Origin of the sequence: Fuerstiella marisgermanici (assembly GCF_001983935.1) — a bacterium.
Classification (GTDB): Bacteria; Planctomycetota; Planctomycetia; order Planctomycetales; family Planctomycetaceae; genus Fuerstiella; species Fuerstiella marisgermanici.
This window is the reverse complement of the sequence record NZ_CP017641.1, coordinates 1,030,621-1,052,262: the sequence shown is the minus strand read 5'-3', so window position 1 is coordinate 1,052,262 and position 21,642 is coordinate 1,030,621. Positions and strand designations below refer to the sequence as shown.

At 56.0% G+C, this 21,642-nt stretch carries 18 protein-coding genes; 9 read left to right on the top strand and 9 right to left on the bottom strand.

Annotated elements, in window-relative coordinates; all coding sequences use genetic code 11:
• The first annotated feature begins 167 nt into the window (after positions 1 to 167).
• The gene (locus tag Fuma_RS03820) at positions 168 to 980 is read left to right on the top strand and encodes a hypothetical protein (protein WP_077022974.1); all 813 of its coding nucleotides are present in this window, start codon (positions 168 to 170) and stop codon (positions 978 to 980) included.
• 54 nt (positions 981 to 1,034) lie between these two features.
• Here the strand turns inward: Fuma_RS03820 and Fuma_RS03815 are convergent, their stop codons facing one another.
• The gene (locus Fuma_RS03815; protein WP_077028085.1) at positions 1,035 to 1,886 is read right to left on the bottom strand and encodes a carbon-nitrogen hydrolase family protein; all 852 of its coding nucleotides are present in this window, start codon (positions 1,884 to 1,886) and stop codon (positions 1,035 to 1,037) included.
• A gap of 254 nt (positions 1,887 to 2,140) precedes the next feature.
• Here Fuma_RS03815 and Fuma_RS03810 point away from each other — a divergent pair, with 254 nt between their 5' ends.
• On the top strand, positions 2,141 to 2,377 hold the full coding sequence (locus Fuma_RS03810; protein ID WP_218922386.1) for a hypothetical protein: 237 nt from the start codon (positions 2,141 to 2,143) through the stop codon (positions 2,375 to 2,377).
• Here Fuma_RS03810 and acnA read toward each other — a convergent pair.
• The gene (acnA, locus tag Fuma_RS03805; RefSeq protein ID WP_077022973.1) at positions 2,374 to 5,124 is read right to left on the bottom strand and encodes an aconitate hydratase AcnA; all 2,751 of its coding nucleotides are present in this window, start codon (positions 5,122 to 5,124) and stop codon (positions 2,374 to 2,376) included. The two genes, Fuma_RS03810 and acnA, sit on opposite strands and share 4 nt — an antisense overlap.
• A 282-nt stretch (positions 5,125 to 5,406) precedes the next feature.
• Here acnA and Fuma_RS03795 point away from each other — a divergent pair, with 282 nt between their 5' ends.
• Positions 5,407 to 6,795 (top strand): RtcB family protein, encoded by a 1,389-nt coding sequence (locus tag Fuma_RS03795; RefSeq protein WP_077022971.1) that lies wholly within the window; start codon positions 5,407 to 5,409, stop codon positions 6,793 to 6,795.
• A gap of 103 nt (positions 6,796 to 6,898) precedes the next feature.
• On the opposite strand, the gene Fuma_RS03790 is transcribed toward Fuma_RS03795, so the two are convergent.
• Both Fuma_RS03790 and Fuma_RS03785 read right to left on the bottom strand, forming a co-directional pair.
• Positions 6,899 to 7,123, bottom strand: coding sequence for a Trm112 family protein (locus Fuma_RS03790; RefSeq protein WP_077022970.1), 225 nt, complete (start codon positions 7,121 to 7,123; stop codon positions 6,899 to 6,901).
• Positions 7,124 to 7,152: 29 nt separating this feature from the next.
• Positions 7,153 to 7,899: a TIM barrel protein gene (locus tag Fuma_RS03785; RefSeq protein WP_077022969.1), complete on the bottom strand. Its 747-nt coding sequence runs from the start codon at positions 7,897 to 7,899 to the stop codon at positions 7,153 to 7,155.
• A 284-nt stretch (positions 7,900 to 8,183) separates the two neighbouring features.
• Between Fuma_RS03785 and Fuma_RS03780 the strand changes: the two genes are divergently transcribed.
• Together Fuma_RS03780 and Fuma_RS03775 are read left to right on the top strand one after the other, a co-directional pair.
• Positions 8,184 to 8,783, top strand: coding sequence for a sigma-70 family RNA polymerase sigma factor (locus Fuma_RS03780; protein WP_077022968.1), 600 nt, complete (start codon positions 8,184 to 8,186; stop codon positions 8,781 to 8,783).
• Positions 8,773 to 10,938, top strand: a complete 2,166-nt coding sequence (locus Fuma_RS03775; RefSeq protein ID WP_077022967.1) for a serine/threonine-protein kinase — start codon at positions 8,773 to 8,775, stop codon at positions 10,936 to 10,938. The genes Fuma_RS03780 and Fuma_RS03775 overlap by 11 nt, the downstream gene beginning before the upstream one ends.
• 100 nt (positions 10,939 to 11,038) lie before the next feature.
• Here Fuma_RS03775 and Fuma_RS03770 read toward each other — a convergent pair whose 3' ends face one another.
• A complete protein-coding gene (locus tag Fuma_RS03770) occupies positions 11,039 to 12,229 on the bottom strand; it encodes a serine hydrolase domain-containing protein (RefSeq protein WP_077022966.1) in 1,191 nt (396 codons plus the stop codon).
• A 208-nt stretch (positions 12,230 to 12,437) separates the two neighbouring features.
• On the opposite strand from Fuma_RS03770, the gene Fuma_RS03765 reads away from it, so the two are divergent.
• The gene (locus tag Fuma_RS03765) at positions 12,438 to 13,787 is read left to right on the top strand and encodes a radical SAM protein (protein WP_083731785.1); all 1,350 of its coding nucleotides are present in this window, start codon (positions 12,438 to 12,440) and stop codon (positions 13,785 to 13,787) included.
• A gap of 27 nt (positions 13,788 to 13,814) precedes the next feature.
• Here Fuma_RS03765 and Fuma_RS03760 read toward each other — a convergent pair whose 3' ends face one another.
• Both Fuma_RS03760 and Fuma_RS03755 read right to left on the bottom strand, forming a co-directional pair.
• The gene (locus Fuma_RS03760; RefSeq protein WP_077022965.1) at positions 13,815 to 14,918 is read right to left on the bottom strand and encodes a calcium/sodium antiporter; all 1,104 of its coding nucleotides are present in this window, start codon (positions 14,916 to 14,918) and stop codon (positions 13,815 to 13,817) included.
• 47 nt (positions 14,919 to 14,965) lie between these two features.
• Positions 14,966 to 15,922 carry a sugar phosphate isomerase/epimerase family protein gene (locus Fuma_RS03755; RefSeq protein ID WP_077028083.1) on the bottom strand — a complete coding sequence of 319 codons (957 nt, stop codon included), beginning with the start codon at positions 15,920 to 15,922 and terminating at the stop codon, positions 14,966 to 14,968.
• A gap of 234 nt (positions 15,923 to 16,156) precedes the next feature.
• Here Fuma_RS03755 and Fuma_RS03750 point away from each other — a divergent pair, with 234 nt between their 5' ends.
• The 3 genes from Fuma_RS03750 (at position 16,157) to Fuma_RS03740 (ending at position 20,250) form a co-directional block, all read left to right on the top strand.
• The gene (locus tag Fuma_RS03750; RefSeq protein WP_077022964.1) at positions 16,157 to 17,995 is read left to right on the top strand and encodes a UbiD family decarboxylase; all 1,839 of its coding nucleotides are present in this window, start codon (positions 16,157 to 16,159) and stop codon (positions 17,993 to 17,995) included.
• Between the two features lie 167 nt (positions 17,996 to 18,162).
• On the top strand, positions 18,163 to 18,531 hold the full coding sequence (locus Fuma_RS03745; RefSeq protein WP_077022963.1) for a response regulator: 369 nt from the start codon (positions 18,163 to 18,165) through the stop codon (positions 18,529 to 18,531).
• A 96-nt stretch (positions 18,532 to 18,627) separates the two neighbouring features.
• Positions 18,628 to 20,250, top strand: a complete 1,623-nt coding sequence (locus tag Fuma_RS03740) for a CTP synthase (protein ID WP_077022962.1) — start codon at positions 18,628 to 18,630, stop codon at positions 20,248 to 20,250.
• Positions 20,251 to 20,266: 16 nt separating this feature from the next.
• On the opposite strand, the gene Fuma_RS03735 is transcribed toward Fuma_RS03740, so the two are convergent.
• The gene (locus Fuma_RS03735; protein WP_083731784.1) at positions 20,267 to 20,965 is read right to left on the bottom strand and encodes a response regulator transcription factor; all 699 of its coding nucleotides are present in this window, start codon (positions 20,963 to 20,965) and stop codon (positions 20,267 to 20,269) included.
• 255 nt (positions 20,966 to 21,220) lie between these two features.
• Entirely contained in the window at positions 21,221 to 21,637 is a 417-nt protein-coding gene (locus Fuma_RS03730; protein WP_077022961.1) for a very short patch repair endonuclease, read from the bottom strand.
• Between the last annotated feature and the right edge of the window lie 5 nt (positions 21,638 to 21,642).

Here is a 21,642-nt window from a genome sequence, read left to right as displayed (position 1 = left end):
TGTTACCCACCCATTGAATGAATCTCGTGCCTGTTTCCAGCGAAAACGTTAGCGTTTTGATCTCCACCGTCCTGCTCGTGCTCACGCTCTGGCAATTAGGGAAACTCAGGAAGACTTCCCAGGCAACGACATCTGAACCCGCAAGATGGTGGGCAATCGCCGCCCTAATGGCTTTCATTTTCAGTATTTTGGGTCGCTGGAGCGTCGTTGAAGCGGATTTACGAACCAGTTCGGCACTTAGTTACTTCGCCGCTGTCATGCTGCTCACTCCCTTGATTGCGATCCTTGGAGCCAGACGACCGGGCGTGCGAGCATGGCCGTGGTTCGTCGTCCTGCCGTTGGTGCTGGTGCTGCAGTGGCCATCGGTGTCTCAGCTGATGTCCGGCCGCTCAGACCTCGCCGTTGAAGTCCCCACTCCAACAGCCATCGGATTCCTGTTGGTATTGGTGATGGGAGCAGGCAACTACTTCGGGACTTTAAACACGCTGGCCGCAGTGTTGGGAGGCACTGGGATCGTCGTCATGCTGGCGCGCAGCGCGAATTGGTTTGATCCTGCGACTCACTGGCCCGAGCCATTGGCCGCCACGCTGTTTTTGCTGGCCGCTGTCCGCGTTCGCCGGCGATTTCGGCCTTCAGCGAAAGCAGCACTACAGCCCGAGGTTCACGACGCAAATCGACTTTGGATCGACTTTCGTGACCTGTTCGGCATCGTCTGGGCGCGGCGAGTGGTTGATCGAGTGAATCAGTTTGCGCAGCGTGAATCGTGGGACAATCAGCTCACTTTGGATGGGTTCGTCGCGAAGTCCGCATCACCAAACGTCACGGCGCCTCTGGCGGTTGAAGTTCCGGATCGCGCCGTCGAGGTTCTTTGCTGGGTGCTACGACGTTTTGTCGATCCGCCGTTCGTGCACCGATACCTGCCGAATCTGCGAACCGAACAGCCAGAGCAAAATCCAGCCCCGGTTCAGCCGAACGCCTGATGCGGTAATTACAGAAGCTTCCAGGCACCTATCTATCTAATAGGTCGATTAAATCTACTCATCACGGCCGGGGCGAGCCAGGGAATGCGGCTCACAGACGGGGCCGTACATGTCCGGTCGGCGATCCGCCATGCGGTCGATGGAATGCTTGCCAGGTACGCGATCCAACCGCTTCTTACGAGCCTTCTCAACGTCTATGGTCGCTCGCAAGACGGCTTCGCTAGCGTGATCGGCCGTGTCCAGAGTCGCTCCGATCGGATCACAGATGCGGCTGCGGCCAATGAATGAGAAGCCTCGTTCTTTGCCGACTCGGTTCGCCGCCGCAAAGTACACGCCGTTCTCCATCGCTCGCGAATTGCACGAAAACGCCGACATATATTCGGCTCCCGGCGGCCAATTGGTCGGCAACAGAATGATGTCTGCCCCTCGAATGCCCAGCACTCGCGACGCTTCCGGAAATCCTCCGTCGTAGCAAATCAGCATTCCAATGCGGACGCCGTCCGCTTCGAAAACTTCAAACGGACGGTCGCCGGGCGTGGTAAACCGATCGACGCCAAGCCACGGCAGATGCACCTTCCGGTAGCTTCCGATCAAACCATTTGGCCCGACCAGTGCGACAACGTTAAACAGACGACTGCCGTCCTTTTCCAACATGCCGAAGACTGTAAAGCAATCGTGCGTGCGGCACAGTTCGGTCGCGTGCTGGACGGAGTCACCATCCATCAGTTCGGCTTGCTGCATCGCTTCTTCCAACGAATCAAAGCAGTAGCCCGTGATGAAGCATTCGGGAAACACGACCAACCGACTGCCCTGCTGTGCTTCGGCGGCAATAAATTTCGCCATGGCAGCTCGGTTTGCAACGGGATCAGCAATTTGGACGTCTGTTTGAACGCACGAGATTTGCATCAGCTTGCTTCCTGTGAAACGAGGTTCGTTGGTGACCGCGCCACTTGCTAACAAGCGGCAGCTTCTGCCGGATAGGCTTCACCAACCACACCACCGATTGGAAAAGATTTACCGATTGAAGCGGTTTTGCCAATTCTTCAGGCTGTAATCGGACGATACCTGAACTGAATACAAGCCGCAGCCCATGCGGCGAATCGTTTTGACGAATGTCGAAACGCCGTTTGAATCGCGACAACAGTTGAAGGTAGAAACTCGTGAAGGCAGCCACAGGACGAAAACAGATTGTGTTGTCGATGCTGGCAGCGATGGCGTCCAGTGCCCTGTTCACAGGGTGCCAAACGTCAATTGGCGGTCAAACGCTGCCATCCGCCACCTACCTCGACGACGACGTGCAGTACTTCCCTGCCGGCCCGGAATTTAAACTTTCCAATCAGGTGGCGGCTGCTCGTAAGTACAAACTGGAACAGGAACAGCTGAAGAACGGCTATTAGGCTTTTGCCAACTGCCGCAACACGGTGTGCAAAATTCCGCCGTTGCGGTAGTACTGGACTTCGACCGGCGTATCGATCCGGCACGTCGTTACGAAGTGAACTTCGTCACCGTTGGCCTTGCGAGCCGTGACTTCCACAGCCTGTCGCGGTTCCAATGAATCGTCGAGTCGGATGTCGAACACTTCTGTGCCGTCCAGCTCGAGACTTTCACGGCTTTCACCGTCGCGGAATTGCAACGGCAGAACGCCCATACCGACCAGGTTACTGCGGTGGATGCGTTCAAAGCTGGTGGCGATGACCGCTTTGATCCCCAGCAGAAATGTCCCCTTCGCGGCCCAGTCACGGGATGAACCCGTGCCATATTCCGCTCCGGCAAGGACAACAAGAGGCGTCTTTTCTTCCTGATACTTCATCGCGGCATCGTAGATCGATGTCTGCTCGCCCGATGGGTAGTGAATGGAAACACTGCCTTCAGTTCCGGGAGCCAGCATATTCTTCAGGCGAATGTTGGCGAATGTGCCCCGCGTCATAACTCGGTCGTTGCCGCGGCGACTGCCGTAGCTATTGAAGTCTTTAATGTCGACGCCGTTAGCCTGCAGGTACTTGCCCGCCGGACTGTCCGGCTTGATCGCTCCGGCCGGACTAATATGGTCCGTCGTGGTGGAATCGCCGACGGACACCAAACACCGAGCTCCCTCAATGGCGGTGATCGGTAGCGGATCGACTGGCATATCGACAAAGAACGGCGGTTCTTGCACGTAGGTGCTGTCGTCATTCCATTCGTAGATGTCGCCATCAGAACTCTTGATCGCCTGCCATTCTGGTGGGCCATCAGCCGCAGATGCATACTGGTCAACAAACATACCGGGACTCATCGACGACGCGATTGTGCTGGCGATTTCCTTTTGAGTCGGCCAGATATCCTTCAGGAAGACATCTTTACCGTCGTTGTCCTGACCGATGGGATCGTTATCCAGATCGATATCCACTGTTCCCACCAGCGAATAAGCCACAACCAGCGGCGGGCTGGCAAGGTAGTTTGCCTTCACCAACGGGTTGACTCGACCTTCGAAGTTTCGATTACCGGACAACACGGCAGACGCAACCAGGTCACCTTCCGTGACGGCGGCAGCTACAGGTTCGGGCAGAGGACCGCTGTTCCCGATGCAGGTGGTGCAGCCGTAGCCGACGGTTTGAAAACCAAGTTCGTTCAGCGGCTGATCGAGTCCCGATTTCTCAAGGTACTCGGTGACAACTCGTGAACCCGGTGCAAGGCTGCTCTTAACCCATGGCTTTCGCTTCAGCCCTTTGGCGACAGCGTTGCGAGCCAAAAGCCCCGCTCCGACCATGACGCTGGGGTTGCTGGTGTTCGTGCAGCTTGTAATCGCAGCGATCACAACGGAGCCATCGCTTAGTTCAACGGTTTCGCCATCGATCACAGCTTCAACACTCTGTCCGGGCGCTGCTGTCGCGACGGCAGTTGCCGTCGCCGCGCCGCCTTCGTCCACCATCGTGCTGGTGGTGGAATCGCCGCTGGTATCCGGTCGGCCGAATACGTTTGTCAGGTCTTGTCGCCACTGGTCCTGCATGGCAGAAAGGAAGATGCGGTCCTGCGGTCGCTTAGGACCGGCCAGTGAAGGCACCACTGTATTCATGTCCAGTTCCAGCGTGCTGCTGAAACGAGGTTCCGGAGCGTCGTCGGTGCGGAACAAACCCTGTTCTTTGGTGTAGCGTTCTACAAGGTCGACCAACTCAGCAGGTCGACCCGTGCGTTCCAGATAACGAAGGGTCTCGCCGTCGACCGGGAAGAAACCCATGGTCGCTCCGTATTCCGGAGCCATGTTGGCAAGAGTCGCTCGGTCGGCAAGCCCCAGATTCACCATGCCTTTGCCGTAGAATTCGACGAATTTGCCGACGCAGCCATGAGCTCGCAGCATTTGAGTAACCGTCAGCACGAGGTCTGTGGCGGTCGCACCTTCAGGCAATTCGCCGATCAGTTTGAAGCCAACCACTTCCGGCGTCAGCATGTAAATCGGCTGCCCCAACATGACGGCTTCGGCTTCGATTCCACCAACGCCCCAGCCAACCACGCCCAACCCGTTGATCATTGTTGTGTGGCTGTCCGTGCCGACAAGGCTGTCCGGGTACGCAACGCCATCAGTCACCATGACGACTTTGGCCAGGTATTCCAGATTAACCTGGTGCACGATGCCCGTCGCGGGCGGCACAACGCTGAAGTTCTTGAATGCCTTCTGCCCCCAACGCAGAAACTCATAGCGTTCTGCATTGCGTTCGAATTCGATTTCGACGTTGTGCTTCAAGGCAAACCGGCTGGCGAATTCGTCCACCTGTACGCTGTGGTCCACCACGAGGTCACACGGGACAAGTGGGTTAATTTTTGTCGGATCGCCCCCCATCCGAACCATCGCACTTCGCAATGCTGCCAGATCCACAACGGCAGGAACACCGGTGAAGTCCTGCAGAACGACTCGACCGGGCTTAAACGGTACTTCGACCTGAGCCGGAGCTTCTGCGTTCCAGTTGGCAAGATTGTTGACATCGTCCGGGTTCACAATAAAGCCGTCCACGTTACGCAGGCAGGCTTCCAGCAGGACTCGGATGGAAAACGGCAGTGTGTTAATATCGCCGATGCCATCTTCGGCAAGTTTTTGCAGGCGGAAGTATTTGAGGTCGCCGGCGGCTGAGGAAATCGTGGCTTCGGCACCGAAGGGGCTAGCAGATGTCATGGAAGTTGTGCTTAGAAGGTGATGAACCGGTAGATTTTTGTGCATTGTAAACAACTGAGCGAAAGTCTCAATTCGCGGCGGACCGTTGGTTCAAACGGGAGAAAATGCGACGCAAACGCACGGCACGTTCCCGAATTTGGTGAGCCAATTTTGGCGGGGCGTGTCGAACTGCCGGCACCTCATCGATTCACTCATCGCCGAAGGCCGGAACGTCGCCAGTTTGGAATTCGATGGCGCGTACGATCACAGTGGCTTATTCAGCATCACAAAAGCTCCGAAAACATGAACGTTCGACAGCTCGAAAAACTGGGAATTCCTCGGTACTCAGCAAAGCACGCCATCGCGGCGGTGCAGCAACTTGCCGCGCAGAAGGAACTATCCAAGAGTCAGATTAAGGCTCGAATTCAGCAGGTCGCCGAAGACCCCAAGCTCTTTGTTGGTGACATAGTTCTTGGTGCACTGGCGGAAGATCTGCTCAGCGACGTAGAAGACACGCCGCACGAAGCGATCAGCTATCGCACATGGGGCAGTGACATCGACGAAGGTGCCTTCCGTCAGATGGAAGATGCCTGTCAGATTCCCAATGCCGTCGGCGCTGCGCTGATGCCGGATGCTCATATCGGTTACGGACTGCCGATCGGTGGTGTGCTGGGTTTGGACAACGCGGTGGTCCCATACGCGGTCGGTGTCGACATTGCGTGCCGGATGAAAATGTCAGTGCTGGACATGCCGGTCGAATCGATGAGCAAGTCCTTCGATCATTATCGCAACGCATTGGAAAACGGCACACGCTTCGGCGTTGGCGTCGGTCACGAAAAGCCACAGGACCACCCCGTGCTGGACGCCGACTGGTCAGTGACCCGAATTACGCGCGAAAGCAAAGACCGAGCTCGCCGCCAACTCGGAACATCCGGCTCCGGAAACCACTTCGTGGAGTTCGGCGTGTTCACGCTGACGGACAAAGCGCCGGAATGGGATTTGGAACCCGGTCAGTATGTGGCCCTGCTAAGTCACAGCGGAAGTCGAGGGACCGGAGCCGCCGTTTGTTCGACCTACTCCGACGCCGCTCGCCGAAAACTACCCCGCAAGTATGCTAACCTGGGTCGTCTGGCGTGGCTGGATATGGATTCTGAAGAAGGTCGAGACTACTGGGCTGCGATGAATTTGATGGGCGATTACGCAGCCGCAAATCACGACGTGATTCATCGGCTGGTGACCAAACTGCTTGGTGCTCGAGTCGTGATCGACGTCGAAAACCACCATAATTTCGCCTGGAAGGAACAGCACGACGGCAAGGACGTGATCGTGCATCGCAAAGGCGCGACGCCCGCGGGCAAAGGCGTGCTGGGGGTGATCCCCGGTTCAATGGCAGATCCTGCGTTTGTCGTCCGAGGAAAAGGCCACCCGGAAAGCCTCATGTCCGCGGCTCATGGCGCCGGTCGGGCGATGTCGCGGAAAAAGGCGAAGGACAAGTACAACTTCAAGTCTGTCCAGAAGACGCTCGAAAAACGCGGCGTGCGAGTACTTTCTGCTGGGGCCGACGAAGTTCCTGGCGTGTACAAAAACATCGAAAGCGTGATGGCCGAGCAGCAGGATCTGGTCGAAATGGTCGCGCGCTTTGACCCGAAAATCGTCAAAATGTGCGGCGATGGCAGCCGTGCTGAGGATTGACGGCTTCGAGGGATGGCGACGCCCAGCCCCTGATTATTGCTGCTCGAGGCCGGAACCGTAATGGGGCGGCGATTTGAGCAAGCTGTGCCGAGTCCTGCAGCCGCTAACTATTGACTGCGACGTTGTGGCGCTGCATGACGGCCGTCCATTCGTCGGTGGGCAATTCGGTCGCTTCGTCAGCAAGAAGTCGAGGAATGTCGTCCACAATGGGATACTTCAGCCGAGTCTCCGGATCGGTACTGACAAGGCAATCCCCGTCGTGGACCAGGTCGCAGCGAGTTTTGGGACAGACCAGAATGTCCTTCACTTTTTCGTATTCGAACGGCATCGCACGTCGCTTTGGTGTGAATCAGAAGACTAAGAGACTGGAACCGCCACGTCTCTGAGTCGCAACGCGATTTCGGCAACCACGTTGTGACTGCCCAGAGTTCTGCGACAGCGACGGCCAATGCGGAGTGCACCACCAGAGCGAAGGCAGCGTTCCCAGCAGGCAGGTAATCCTTTTAACGGCGAACGGCGCCGCAGCATCATCATACCTTTAATCCGATGATTGTCGAACTCATCGATCCAGTCCAGCATCGAATCGCATCGGGGCTCAAACACGTCCGTCTGTTTGCCAAACATTGTTGTCAGTGGGACCAGCATATCGATCCGCAGCCGCAACGCATCGTCCAGACAATCGAACAGGCCGTCGCGAATTGTGCGAGCAGCGTGATTGTACGTATGATTGCCTCGACTACCGGACATTACCACGACACCGCGTGCGTTCAAAGCTGCTGCAAAGTCGAGAGCTCGCCGAGTATCGTCGACTGCCTGACGGTATCCACGACCTAAAGTGCCGGTAAACCCGCCCGCAAAGCCAACCGTGCAGATCTGCAGGCCGGCGTCTTCCAAAACCATCTTCAAGTTTGGTAAGCCGATGCGGCAGGCTCGTTGCCGCCGGATGCTGACCATCCGTATACGCCTTCGCTGCAATTGCCGCACTTCAGCGACCAGTTCAGAAAAATCTGTCGCGAGCAGCAGCTCAGCCGTTCCCAGTAGCGGTGGTTCGTTTTCGTTTGATAAACCAGCATGCGAATGCTTTTCTTCCAACACAACGTCCATGGGATCGGTCTCAAACTCAACTGGATGGCAAGGGTGGAAGGTATGTGGGCGGGAAGGTTAAGGATTGCGCCGCGCGCCGCAACACTGATGTCGTTGTTTTCTACAAAAGCACGACGATTGCTTTTGGCACGTCGCTATCGTTTGATTGTGTGTTGTCTACAATCGCAGTGTAAGTTTCGACGTGTACAATGCGTCGTACCTGCAGCCGAGGCGGCAGGTGGCGTATACAAACACATAGTTCAGCATGAAACTCGCAGTTCAGCCGTTTGCTCGGGAGAGTATTCTTGGATCCGCCGCATAACTCACCCGTCGATCCGGACCGCTGGGTCGACGAATACGGAGACTATCTATACCGCTACGCGCTATCCCGACTGCGCCACGTTGCTGCAGCGGAAGAAGTCGTACAGGAAACATTTCTTGCGGGTATCCGCTTTCAGGATCGTTTTACCGGCGAAGGCGCGGAACGAGCGTGGTTGCTGGGCATTTTGAAACGCAAAATCGTGGACTACGTGCGGATGCGAAACCGCTACGATCGAGACAGTTCCTACGAAGACACGAACGATCCTTCAGCACAGCTATTCGATCAACAAGGCCGCTGGAAGGCCGATGCGTTTGCGGCCGCAACGCCTGTGGATGGCGTCGAATCCAGCGAACTTCGGGAGGTTGTGCAGGGTTGTCTTGAAAACATCCCCAAAAGTCAGGCGGACGTGTTTGTGTTGAGCGTGATGGAAGAAATGGAAACCGACGAAATTTGTTCAGAACTGGGCATCACAGCCACAAATCTGTGGGTACGGTTGCATCGAGCTCGACTAGCGCTGGCCAAGTGCGTTGGGTCGAGATGGTTTGCTGACGCTGGCGAGGAGATTCCGTCTCATGCTCAATGACAAAAGTGTTTCCGAATTGATTTCGCGTTCGCTTTCCGGGCATCTCGATTCCACCGATCAGAAGGCTGTCGACGAACGCCTTGCAGGCGACGCCAAGTGTCGAAACTTCGCGCGCCTGTCAAAACTGATCCAGGATTCGCTGTCCGATGTTGCAGAAAAAACACTGCAGGGCGACACATCTGTGACGGCAGGGCTATCCGCAGTCGCCAAATCGAAGCTAAAGCAAAAACTGCGAAAGGAAAGCGCAAGGTTGAGTCAGATGCAACTAAGCGCCACCATGGTTCCCGATCGAACCGACACGCCGGTCCATGGTATGGGCGTTGCCGAAGAAAAACGTCGTGCGGCCACCGATCCCGCCGATATCCTGTCGCCGAAAGAAGGCGACCTGCGCAAAATGTCGAGCCGTTTTTCGCTGATTCGTAAGTTGGGCGAAGGCGGGTTGGGAACAGTTTGGCTGGCTCGCGATGAAAAGCTTAAACGCACCGTCGCCATCAAAGAAATGAACGCTGCCGCCGCTGAACATCCTCGCGCCTGGCAGCGTTTTCATCGCGAAGCTGAAATCACCGGCCACCTGGAACATCCGAACATCGTGCCGATGTATCAGTTCGGCCACGATGCCGAACACGGCCAGCCGTTTTACGCAATGCGATTCGTTGGCAAGCGGACACTTGTTGAGGCCATCGAAGAGTATCACGATCGCCGCGAGATGGGCGAAGACGTGACGATGGATCTGCATCGCTTGCTATCGGCCTTCATCGGAATTTGCCAGGCAATCGCCTACGCTCATTCGCGCGGTGTTATCCATCGTGACCTGAAACCCGAAAATGTGGCGCTGGATAACTTTGGTCAGGTGATTGTGCTGGACTGGGGACTCGCCAAGATTTCGGACGAATTCGAATCCGAAAGCATTCTGTCCGGCGATTCACCACTGTCAGACAGTGGCTTCGGCCAAACGATGGCAGGCGAATTTATCGGCACGCCGCTGTATATGGCTCCCGAGCAGGCATCCGGGCAACTGGACATGGTCGATTACCGTACGGACGTGTATGGATTAGGAGCCATCTTGTTTGCGATGCTGACAGGGTCGGCGCCTCATCAAAACAGTAGTGTCAAAGAAGGGTCTGCCGTTCCGATTCCAGAGCTTCTGGAAAGCGTGGCTCAACGTCCTTCGCCACGAGTCCGCGACTACCTGCCCGGAGTCCCGTCTGATTTGGCGAACATCTGTCAGAAAGCGATGCACCCGAAGCGACATTCCCGCTATCAATCGGCCACCGAAGTGGCCGATTCGGTGCAGCGTTGGATGGCAGGTCGCAGCAACCGACGACAAGCTTATGCCAACAGCCGAGGAGAAGGCCGCGAATTGCGTACGGCCATGCAGGGAGCTGTGCGCGATCTGGAACGTAACGTGCGGTTTATGTCCAGCCTGCCACCGATCCAGGGACTCATCAATGCTGCTCAGAACGATCCTCCCGAAGATTTGACCGTCTGGCGTGAACGACTTGGCGTCATTTTCGGCGGGCTGCTAAAGACAAATTGCGACTTCGGTTCTGTGTCGTTCGCGAAGGTTAGCGACGGGAAGTTTCAGGAATTGGTCCGGATGGAGCGGCATCGAACAGATGCGTACAACATCCGTTCGATTCCGGCCAGTCGCTTGGGATCCGGCCCGCTGACGACCTGCATGGAGAAAGCACTAAGCGGTCATCCGGACGAAGTACACGTAGCGTTGTCTTCAGAATGTCCGGACGATCGTCGTCGCCCCGCCGATGGCCATGGCGGCAACCGGCTTGCCGCGGCCGTCCCAATCTTCGACGCGAAGTCTGAAGAATTGTTTGGCTTCGTGATGATTGAAGCGTGCCTGGAACGGCTGATCGAAACTCTGTTGCGGGAACGAGTGCGTTCGCCGGGACGCTTGTTTGTGCTGGACAATGAATGCCGCATTCTGATCCAGATCAACAGCAAGCACGGTCGCGTACGAGATGACGATGGCAAGGCGATGAGTTCCATGTCGGACCACTGGGAAACAATCTTGCCTACGCTGAAAGACCGTGGTGAATACGTCGACGAACAGGACCACGCCGTCTACGCAACACGAATCGACCTCGTACCCGGCCGGTACTCGCTAGCCATCGCTATGTGCCTTGCCGTGCCCGAATGATCCATGTACGGCTGAAAGCACACGTTGGAATTTGCCACCGCAGTTTACTGCGGTGGCATTTTTTTTTTCTTGCGGCGGCAATTGGCTGACTGACCGGTGATCAGTCCGCGATTGCCGCTCCCGCGATTGTGCCGATACGTCCAGCCAATGCGTTCACCGATCCTTTGCCGTCCGGGTGAACTCGGTTACTTAAAAAGATCACGAACAGTTCCTGCGGTGGATCGATCCACATCGCCGTGCCAGTGAATCCACCGTGGCCGAATGCCGCCTTGGTGAAAAAGTCGCCTCGATTCGACGAATACGGACTTCGCATGTCCCAACCCAGCGTTCGCAGCCCCGATGATACTTCAACCGGATCGGTCATCTGCTTCACGGTTTCCGGCTTCATCACCGCTACACCGTCGAGCGAACCGCCGTTGATCAGCATCTGAGCATAACGACTGAGATCCTTTGCCGTCGAAAACAGCCCGGCGTGCCCCGCGATTCCGCCCAGCGCGAACGCGCGAGGATCGTGGACATCGCCTCTCATTGGCTGGCCGTCGCGTTCCTGAGTCACGGCCGCTCGCGGCTTGAGATCGTCAGACGGGAGGTAGCCCGTTTCCGTCATTTTAAGTGGGCCGAAGATCTTCTGCTGCGAAAACTCGTGAACATTCTTTCCGCTCAGACGTTCGACCAATTCGGCCAACACAATGAAGCCGACGTCGGTGTAGACGAACCTCGTACCGGGTTCAATGTACGGCTTCAAAGCATGAATTTTCTCGAAGGCAACTTCAGAACCGTCGGCGTAATCCTTGATGGAATTATCGGGAATCAGTCCGCCGGAATGAGTCAGCAACTGCTTGACGGTGATGTCCTGCTTTCCATTTGCGCCGAATTCCGGAATGTACTTCGCCACCGGTGCCTGCAAATCAATCTTGCCTGCTTCTACCAGCAGCATCACAGATGTGGCTGTCGCGACCGGTTTGGTCAGGGACGCCATGTCGAACACGGTGTCGAGTTCCATGGGCTGCTTTTCGGGTACCAATTGGCGATAGCCGTAAGCTTTGTGAAACACGATGCGGCCCTTGTGACCGACCAGCACCACGCAACCAGGCATCTTGTTGCGGTCCAAACCTTCGGCCACAACGTCGTCGATCACCGCCAGCCGTTCAGCATTCATTCCCACATCCGCTGGCGAAGCTTCAGGGATACCAGCGGCGTGTGCCTGCTCCTGAACCGATTGGGCGTGGGAAGAACCGATCGGTAGAACGGCGAGAAAAACAATCAGCAGAAGGCGGGTGGTAGGTTTCATGTAGGTGGCTCGTAAGGGAAACTTCGGCGAAGAAAGAAGTGACTCCCGACCAGTCGCCGCAAAATGAGGCCTTGCTGGTGGGAATTTCGCTCGTCGCCGTGAATAATGCGTTCCAGGTCATTCGACGCACGCAGCTTACCGTCGCCGGACATCGCCTTCCAACGACTCCTTCCACCAAGACACCTTACACAGCGGAAGTTTTTTCAAAATGTACACACTGCGCATGGCCAAACGCATGCTGCTGGAAACCAACAAGCGGCTCTTGTGGAAGCTGTTCTGGAACATGGGCGTGAAGGGCACTCGATCGGTGCTGGCTCATCGCAAGCGAATGAAGCAGGGACAGTTCTTTCCACCGTTCCTGTACGTGTCCATCATCAACAGTTGTAACCTGCGCTGTCAGGGTTGCTGGGTCGACGTCGCGGCCAAGCAGCAAACGATCGACCTGACGGCGATGAATAAACTCATCACGGAAGCCAAACAAGCGGGCAATACGTTTTTTGGAATTGTGGGCGGCGAACCGTTCATGCATCCGGAACTGTTCGACATTCTTGCCGCTCATCCCGACTGCTATTTTCAAATCTTCACCAACGGTCAATTCATCACGGAAGAAAAAGCCAAGCGACTGGTGGAACTCGGCAACGTCACGCCGCTGATCAGTGTCGAAGGCAACGAAATCATCAGTGACCAGCGTCGTGGGCGATCGGATGTTTACAACAAGACTCTGGCGGGCATTGAAAACTGCCTGAAAGCCAACGTGATGACGGGCGTCTGCACCAGCCTTTGCAAGACGAACATTGACGACCTGCTGACGGAACAGTGGGTGGATCGGCTGATCGAAATGGGAGTTCTCTACACATGGTTCCACGTCTACCGACCGATGGGGCCGGACGCGATGCCGGAACTATGCCTGACACCCGAACAGCAGCGGCGTGCTCGTGAGTTCGTGGTCGAAATGCGAGCGAAAAAACCCATCATCATTATCGACGCCTACTACGATGGCGACGGGCAGGCTCTGTGCCCGGCCGCCAATGGCATCAGTCATCACATCAATCCATGGGGCGATATTGAACCGTGTCCAATCGTTCAATTTTCGAAGGAAAGCATTCATTCGTCAGATGACGACGATCGTTCGCTGGTCGATAAGTTTACTCAGTCAGAGTACCTATCTGATTTCCGTCAACTGGCGCAGGAAACAACTCGCGGCTGTATTGTGCTGGAACGTCCCGAGTTACTGCAGCAGGTAGTCGAAAAGCACAGCGCGAAGGATTCTACCGCGCGAGGCACCGCGCTGCAGGAATTGAAGTCGATGCTGCCGCGCACGTCGCAGTACCATCCGGGGCATGAAATTCCGGAACGCAATTGGTACTACCGTATCGCGAAGAAGTTTCTGTTTAACGACTTCGGCGTCTACAACGGCCACGACCATTCCAAAACAGCGGCGCCGTACATTGTGGGAGCCACTGAAAACAGTTCCGGTGTCGCTCTGCCACAAGCAGGTTCTTCGACTGGTTGCTGTAGCGAGCCCGATGTGGTTCAGCTGAATACCGGTGGCGACTAAAGAACGCCGCCAGAAATATGATGGCAACTAACCCGCGACGCCATGGACCGTCACGCCAACAAGGTGAGCTCCATAAATCAGCAGCAGCAGCCACCCGGCTGCGGTGCTGATCCGTTCAGACTTCCACGGCAGTACCAGCAACAGCACCGTTAGCAGCAAAGTGACCGGTAGATCGACGATGACGGTTTGAATATCAATTGGCAGCGGAGTCACCAAAGCACATGATGCCAACACCCAGCAGATGTTCATCACGTTCGAACCGATGATATTGCCCAGCCCAAGCGCTTCGTGACCTTTCAACACGGCAATCAGTGAAATTGTGAATTCCGGCAGTGACGTGCCAACCGCAAATAAGGTCAGCCCCAAAACCAGTTTGGGAACGCCCATTCGCAGCGCAATGGCTTCGCCGTTGCAAACCAGCATGCGGCTGCCGATGACGACAACGGCCGTCGCCAGCAGAAACATGGCGGACGCTTTCACGATTTCCAGCGGTGTGACGATGTGAGGTTCGGCATCTGCAACCAGCGACGATTCATAGCGAGCCAACCGGGCGGCTCGAATAGAATACGCCAGGTACCAAAACATACCGGCAAACAAGATCACAGCCTGCCACCGGGCGAGCCCAAATCGCGTGGCAGAGTCATTCAGCTCGGCTCCTCCGGCGGCAAACATGCTGAACAAAACCAGCAGCGAGGTGGATCCCAGCATGAACATTCCGGGGCCTTTAAGCATCGACCGGTCAGCCGCAATTCCGGGCTTCAGCCCACGGCGCTTTGCCAGAAATCCTCGAGTGACCGCGCATACGCCGACGATCAGGCCGATGTTGCACAAACACGATCCGATCGCGTTGCCGACAGCGAACTCTGCAGAACCGGCCAGCGTCCCTGTCAGGGAAACCATGAACTCAGGAAACGAAGTCGCCGTGCTGACAATCGTCGCGCCCACAATCACCGGCGGGATGCGCGTCATGCGCGCAATTTCTACTGAGCTATCTGTGAACAGATCGCCGCCTTTGGTGATGGCCAGCATGCCCACAGCAATCATCACCGATAACCCCCACATCGTTGTGGCGGGGTCGGACCCGATCAGAAGGGAGACGTAGTGAACGGCAAACGGAATTTCGAATGGCACGTGACGGCAACTTCAGGATCAGAAAAAGGAAGGCGTAGAAAAACCAGCTAAGCGGCCTCAAATGCCGCCTGCAACATCTTCAGGCTTTTGGGAATGGCGGTCTTCGGGTTCTCTTTACCTTCAAACTCCAGCGACACGTAACCGTTGTAACTGTGCTTGTTCAGCAGGCGAGCGATCCGCGGATAGTCGAGGTCCAGCGTGTACCACATTCCGCCGCCGTAGTACGTTTTCGCCTGTACCAGCACGGCATCGTCGGCCATCAGTTCCAGTCGATCGTACGGATCTTCCAGAAAGTTGCCGGTGTCCAACGTCGTCTTCAACCATGGAGAATCGATCGCTCGCACGATTTTCATCACACCTTCCGGAGTTCGGCCAAGTCCCCAGTGGTTCTCCAGACCGAGTGTGACGCCGCATTTTTCGGCCGTCGGCAGACATTCTGTCAGGCCGTCGATGACCCATTTGAAACCGTCGTCTTCGGTGTAACCTTCCAGGGTTGGTTCGATGCCGCGATTGGCCATCAGTTCATCAAAATTACCGCTCGTCCCCCAACGTCCAGTGTTCACGCGCATGGTAGGAATGCCGAGCTTGTAAGCGATCTCAATCGAATTGATTGTCTTCTGAGTATTCTTATTCCGCACGTCGGCGTCCGGATTCACCCAGCCCTGGTGAGTCGAAAAGCCAGACAGGTCCATGCCGTTGACGAACGCTCGCTGCTTAAGCTTTTGCAGCGTTGCGTTGTCTTTATTGACCATCTGCATTTCCAGAAGTTCGACGCCATCGAATCCCCATTCGGCAGCGAGGTCGATACAGGTCTCGATTGGCCGCAGATCCTCATTCTTGAATTGCCAGAAGGAATAGCTTGAAACGGCGAATCGAGTTCGACGTTTTGGTTCCGTTTTCTTCGGTTCATCGGCCGCAGAAGCAGAAGAGCCGAAAGGAATAGCCGATGCGGCGACGCCCGCTATAACGGAACTGACTGCGGATCGACGGGTGAGATGTTTCATGAGATCTACCTGACTGGCCAAGGCATTGGTACGAGCTGTCCGAAGTGTAGACGAACCATTGAAATTCGCCAGTTGGGAACAGCGCAGCTGCAGGAATGACACTCAAACCACCAACCGCTGCATTCCAGCATTCCGATCCGCCGCAGCGTTGCCTGGCAGGACCGGCGTGGACTACAGTCGTGGCGCAAACACCGTCGCCCCACGAAAATGCCCTGCAAGAATGAAGCCATACGAATGGGTTATGCCAACCTTCAACAATGTGTTGCCGACCTGGAAAAAACAGGACAGCTGATTCGCATTGCCGAACCTGTTGACGCCAACCTCGAAGCGGCCGAAATTCATCGTCGTGTTTATGCGGCTGGCGGGCCGGCGTTACTGTTCGACAACGTTGTGGACTGCCAGTTTCCCATGGTCAGCAATCTGTTCGGCACCATGGATCGAGCACGCTACATCTTCCGTGACGCCTTGAAGCATGTGGAAACACTGATCAGCTTAAAAAAGGATCCCACCACACTTCTGCGAAGTCCTCTCAAGGCACCCGGCGTTGCTGGAACTCTGCTGTCGATGCGGCCAGCACTGCGACGTTCCGGGCCGGTCATGCAGAACGAAACATCGATCAGCAAGCTTCCCCAGTTAAAGTGCTGGCCCGACGATGGCGGCGCGTTTATCACTCTGCCGCAGGTCTACACCGAACATCCCGATCGACCCGGGTATGTGAATTCAAATCTCGGTATGTATCGAGTGCAACTCGGTGGCAACCAATACAAAAAGGACCGCCAGGTCGGACTGCATTATCAAATTCATCGCAGCATCGGCTTTCATCATTCGGCCGCGCTGGAGAAGGGCGAACGACTGAAGGTGAATATCTTTGTCGGAGGCCCGCCATCGATGACACTGGCCGCCGTGATGCCACTGCCCGACGGAATTCCGGAAGTCGCTTTTGCCGGCGCATTATCGCGTCGCGCCGTTCGGATGGTTCGGCAGAAAGACGCTCCCATGATCTGCGCCGAAGCGGACTTCTGCATCACGGGAACAGTTGCGGCCGAAGAACTTCCCGAAGGCCCGTTTGGCGATCATCTGGGCTACTACAGTTTGGTTCACGACTTTCCCGTCGTGGACGTTCATAAGGTGTACCACCGCAGCGATGCCATTTGGCCGTTTACTGTCGTCGGTCGACCGCCTCAGGAAGACACCGTGTTCGGTGAGCTGATTCATGAACTCACCGGCCCCGCAATCCCCACTGTGTTGCCGGGCGTGAAGGCCGTTCATGCCGTGGACGAAGCCGGCGTGCATCCACTGCTGCTGGCCATCGGCAACGAACGCTACGTGCCCTACGCAACCAAACGGCAACCTCAGGAGCTACTCACAAACGCCAACGCGATTCTGGGGCAGGGGCAGTTGTCGCTGGCCAAATATCTATTCATTGCAGCTCACCAGGATAACCCCAACCTGGACATCAACGACGTGGCGGCGTTCTTCGGCCACATGCTGGAACGGATCGACCTCACGCGTGATCTGCATTTTCAGACTCGCACGACAATCGACACACTCGACTACACGGGTACGGGTTTGAACGAAGGTTCCAAACTGATTGTGGCAGCGGCAGGTGAGCGAATACGCTCATTGCCAACGGAAGTGCCGTCAGACCTGACTTTGCCGCCGGGCTTCAGTTCGCCGTGCGTCTGTTTACCAGGAGTACTCGCGATTACCGCCCCGAAATGGTCAACCGCATCGCCTGGCAGCGACCCAATCCCGCAGCAGTTCTGCGACGCTCTTTCTGTCGAGGCAGTGATCAACCGTTTCCCACTGGTGGTGCTGGTCGACGACGCCGAGTTCTGTGCGCGATCGTTCGGCAACTTTCTGTGGGTTACGTTCACTCGTTCTAACCCAGCAGCCGACGTTTATGGAATTGGTGCCTTCACTGAACAGAAGCACTGGGGCTTTCGCGGCAGCCTTGTAATTGATGCTCGACTGAAATCCCACATGGCACCACCGCTGGAATGCGACCCTAAGGTCACTGAGAAAGTCGACCGACTGTTTAGCAAATCCGGGGCGTTGCATGGTCTTGCCTGACGGTGGCACGAAAATTGCCGACGATCAAGGCGGTGCTGAGCCGTGGCATGTGCCCGCAGGTCCGCACCTTTTACTTCGTCTGGGGCATCGAGTAGTATCTGGTCCCGCCGGACTCCTTCCGACTTGATGCCTAACCGCCGATTGCGTAGTAAACCCCGAGGTGCTTTGTGAGCGCAAAGAAAATTGTGGTGATTGAAGATGATCGAGAGATCTCAAACACTGTGCAGACCGTGTTGAAATCAGCCGGGTACGACGTGTCTGCCGCAACGAATGGCAACGATGGTCGTAAATTGATCATGTCTTCCGAGCCCGATCTTGTGCTGACCGACATGATGATGCCTCGCATGGGGGGATTCCCGGTTCTGGAATTCATCAACGATCTGGACAAGCGGCCCAAGGTCATCATGATGACGGCGAACGAAGGCAGTCGGCACAAGGCATATGCGGAAATGCTGGGCGTTGTCGATTATCTGCGAAAGCCCTTCGCTATGGAGGTCCTGCTGGAATCCGTCAGTCGCGCTTTGAATTCTGATTAATTCCGGAGTTCTGAAGGATTGCGAATCGGGCCTGTTGAGGTCCGGAGGGGATGCCGTTTTAATGCGGCCTCGCTATTTATCACTGAAGGATCGTCAATGACGCGGCATATTTTTGTTACGGGTGGAGTTGTCAGTTCGCTTGGAAAAGGACTGACGTCCGCATCCATCGGCATGTTGCTGGAACGTCGTGGCCTGACCGTCCGGATGCAGAAGCTGGACCCGTATATTAACGTCGATCCAGGTACGATGAGCCCCTATCAGCACGGCGAAGTGTATGTGCTGGATGATGGTTCTGAGACCGATCTGGACCTCGGCCATTACGAACGATTCACGTCCAGCCCACTGAATCGCGACTCCAACTACACCACCGGTCAGATCTACCAGACGGTAATCGAAAAAGAACGCCGCGGCGAATACCTGGGCCGCACCGTACAGGTGGTGCCCCACATCACGGACGAAATCAAAGCGAGCATCCGTCGTCTGGCTGCTCCGGATGTCGATGTCGTGATCACGGAACTCGGCGGCACAATTGGCGACATCGAAGGCTTGCCATTTCTGGAAGCCATCCGTCAGATCCCGCTGGACATCGGCAAAGAGAAATGCCTGTTCATTCACCTCACGCTGGTGCCGTATCTGAAGGCCGCTCGCGAAGCCAAGACCAAGCCGACTCAGCACAGCGTGCAGCAACTTCGCACGATCGGCATTCAGCCGGACATTCTGGTCTGTCGTACAGAACGACCGATCGGCCGCGAACATACCGACAAGATCGCCTTGTTTTGCAATGTCGAAAAGCGAGCCGTGATCGAAGAAGTCGACAAGGAGTATTCCATATACGAAGTGCCCATGGGCCTTGTCGAACACAAGCTGGACGAATTGATCATCGAGAAGCTGGGCATGGAAGCGGGCCAGCTACAGCTGGACGATTATCGCGAATTGATTCATCGCATTCGCAACCCGCGGCACGAAGTAACGATCGCCGTCGTTGGGAAGTACATCGAGCACCGCGACGCCTACAAATCGATTTACGAATCACTGGACCATGCCGGATTTCAGCATTCAACTCGCATCATCGCCAAGCGTATCGAAGCGGAAGACCTGGAACGTCAGGGCGCTGAAGCTTTGCTGAAAGGCGTGGATGGCGTGTTGATCCCTGGCGGGTTCGGCATGCGAGGCGTCGAAGGAAAAATTCAGGCGGCACGGTACGCTCGTGAGAACAACGTACCGTACTTTGGCATTTGCCTGGGCATGCAGGTTGCCGTGATTGAATTCGCACGCAACGTGATGGGCCTGCAGGACGCGAACAGCAGCGAATTCGACGGCGACACTCAACACCCCGTCATTTGCCTGCTGGAAGAACAGGTTGGCATGGTCGAAAAAGGAGGCACCATGCGGCTGGGCAGTCAGCCGTGCGTGCTGGCCGAAGGTTCCAACTCGTTACAGGCCTACGGCACGGTGGAAATCAACGAACGTCACCGACACCGGTATGAATTCAACCCGCAGTATCGCGAACAGTACATCCACGCGGGCATGGCGCCAGTAGGAACCAGTCCGGATGGCGGCCTTGTGGAAATTGTTGAAGTCACCGACCATCCGTGGTACGTGGCCGTGCAATATCATCCGGAATTCAAGTCTCAACCCAACAAGCCGCATCCACTGTTTACCGGCTTTATCGGAGCCGCGCTGCACCAGCGTCAGACTCGACCAAAACAGTTGGTTTGACGGATCAGCGAATCAGCTACGGGTTACTTGACCCGCGGAGTTCCCGGTCCATCAGGCGGATCAATTCTGCGAGGCTGGAGACTTCCATTTTCCGCATCGCTTTACCCCGGTGTTTTTCCACCGTCTTAATGCTGATCCCCAGGCGAATGCCGATCGACTTATTGGTTTCGCCTTCGTAAACCAGATCGACCACCTGCCGTTCACGCATCGAAAGTCGGTCGAGATAACGTTCGCCTTGGGCCAACATGGGAGGCAGTCCCTGTTCATCGCTGGACGCTCGATTCAGGACGGCAAAGGCATCTTTCAGTGACGCCAGCAACTGGTCCTTGTTGTACGGCTTATCCAGCACTGTGACCGCACCCTGCTTCATGGCGGTGACGGCGACGCTGGTTTCCGGGTAGCCTGACAACAGAATCAGAGAGAACTTGTGACCGAATGGCTGCAACTGCTGCTGCACCTGCAACCCGTTAAGCTCAGGCATTCGCTGGTCGGACAGCACAACGCCGGATTCCAGTTCGTGCAACGCTTCCAGAAACTCAATCGCCCGTGAGAACGTGCGCACATTGTAGCCGGCCGCGTTTAGCTGCAGGGCGATTACGTCCAGCACCTGAATCTCGTCATCGATAACGTAGACGCACTGAGGGCGTTCGCGCATTTTCGCGGCGGCCGTTTTTTCCGGCGCGGCTTCGTCGGGTGTGTTGTATTCGTTACTCAATTCATTCTCCCGATGGCGACATCATGCATCTGTCATGCAAATCTAACCCACAGAATTGGCCGCACATCGCCGTATTATGCATGCCGATGGGGAAAAAGAAACCTGCCAGTGACCGGACGGAAGACTTGCCTCAGATTGCCAGAAATTACATAAGGCGAGTGTCGTCTGCAGTTTACACATTGCCCGATTAGCAAGGTTGCAGCGATTTTTCCGGCCTGGGAGCCCCCAGTTGCAGGTCGTACAGCGGTCCCACTTTCAATCGCAGCGCAGGAATTTTTCTAACCGCGGAACCACTTTCGAAGCAGGTTCGCGAGTCCAGCATTCCCAAATCACCAGCTGATCCCACCCCTGACGTTTCAGCAGCCGTTGATTGCGACGATCCCGATCAACGTTGCCTTGGCGCTTTGCCTGCCAGAATTCCGCATTCGTTTTCGGAACGACCTTACCGTATCTGCACCGATGCATGTGCCAGAAGCAGCCGTGTACCTGAATGACTTTTTGCAGCCGAGGCAGCACAAGGTCGGGCTTGCCGGGCAGATCTTTTCTGTGCAGCCGAAAGCGGAAACCCATTCGATGCACGAGTGAACGCACAATCATCTCAGGCTTCGTGTCCTTCCCGCGGATTCGCGACATGTTGAAGGATCGCTGCTCTTGAGAATGCACGTCCGCCATAGCAC

Excerpts from the sequence above, each read along its gene's own strand:
- Fuma_RS03820 (WP_077022974.1), top strand. The coding sequence starts at position 168 with ATGGCTTTCATTTTCAGTATTTTGGGTCGCTGGAGCGTCGTTGAAGCG.
- Fuma_RS03815 (WP_077028085.1), bottom strand. The coding sequence starts at position 1,886 with ATGCAAATCTCGTGCGTTCAAACAGACGTCCAAATTGCTGATCCCGTT.
- acnA (WP_077022973.1), bottom strand. The coding sequence starts at position 5,124 with ATGACATCTGCTAGCCCCTTCGGTGCCGAAGCCACGATTTCCTCAGCC.
- Fuma_RS03795 (WP_077022971.1), top strand. The coding sequence starts at position 5,407 with ATGAACGTTCGACAGCTCGAAAAACTGGGAATTCCTCGGTACTCAGCA.
- Fuma_RS03790 (WP_077022970.1), bottom strand. The coding sequence starts at position 7,123 with ATGCCGTTCGAATACGAAAAAGTGAAGGACATTCTGGTCTGTCCCAAA.
- Fuma_RS03785 (WP_077022969.1), bottom strand. The coding sequence starts at position 7,899 with ATGGACGTTGTGTTGGAAGAAAAGCATTCGCATGCTGGTTTATCAAAC.
- Fuma_RS03775 (WP_077022967.1), top strand. The coding sequence starts at position 8,773 with ATGCTCAATGACAAAAGTGTTTCCGAATTGATTTCGCGTTCGCTTTCC.
- Fuma_RS03770 (WP_077022966.1), bottom strand. The coding sequence starts at position 12,229 with ATGAAACCTACCACCCGCCTTCTGCTGATTGTTTTTCTCGCCGTTCTA.
- Fuma_RS03765 (WP_083731785.1), top strand. The coding sequence starts at position 12,438 with ATGTACACACTGCGCATGGCCAAACGCATGCTGCTGGAAACCAACAAG.
- Fuma_RS03755 (WP_077028083.1), bottom strand. The coding sequence starts at position 15,922 with ATGAAACATCTCACCCGTCGATCCGCAGTCAGTTCCGTTATAGCGGGC.
- Fuma_RS03750 (WP_077022964.1), top strand. The coding sequence starts at position 16,157 with ATGGGTTATGCCAACCTTCAACAATGTGTTGCCGACCTGGAAAAAACA.
- Fuma_RS03740 (WP_077022962.1), top strand. The coding sequence starts at position 18,628 with ATGACGCGGCATATTTTTGTTACGGGTGGAGTTGTCAGTTCGCTTGGA.
- Fuma_RS03730 (WP_077022961.1), bottom strand. The coding sequence starts at position 21,637 with ATGGCGGACGTGCATTCTCAAGAGCAGCGATCCTTCAACATGTCGCGA.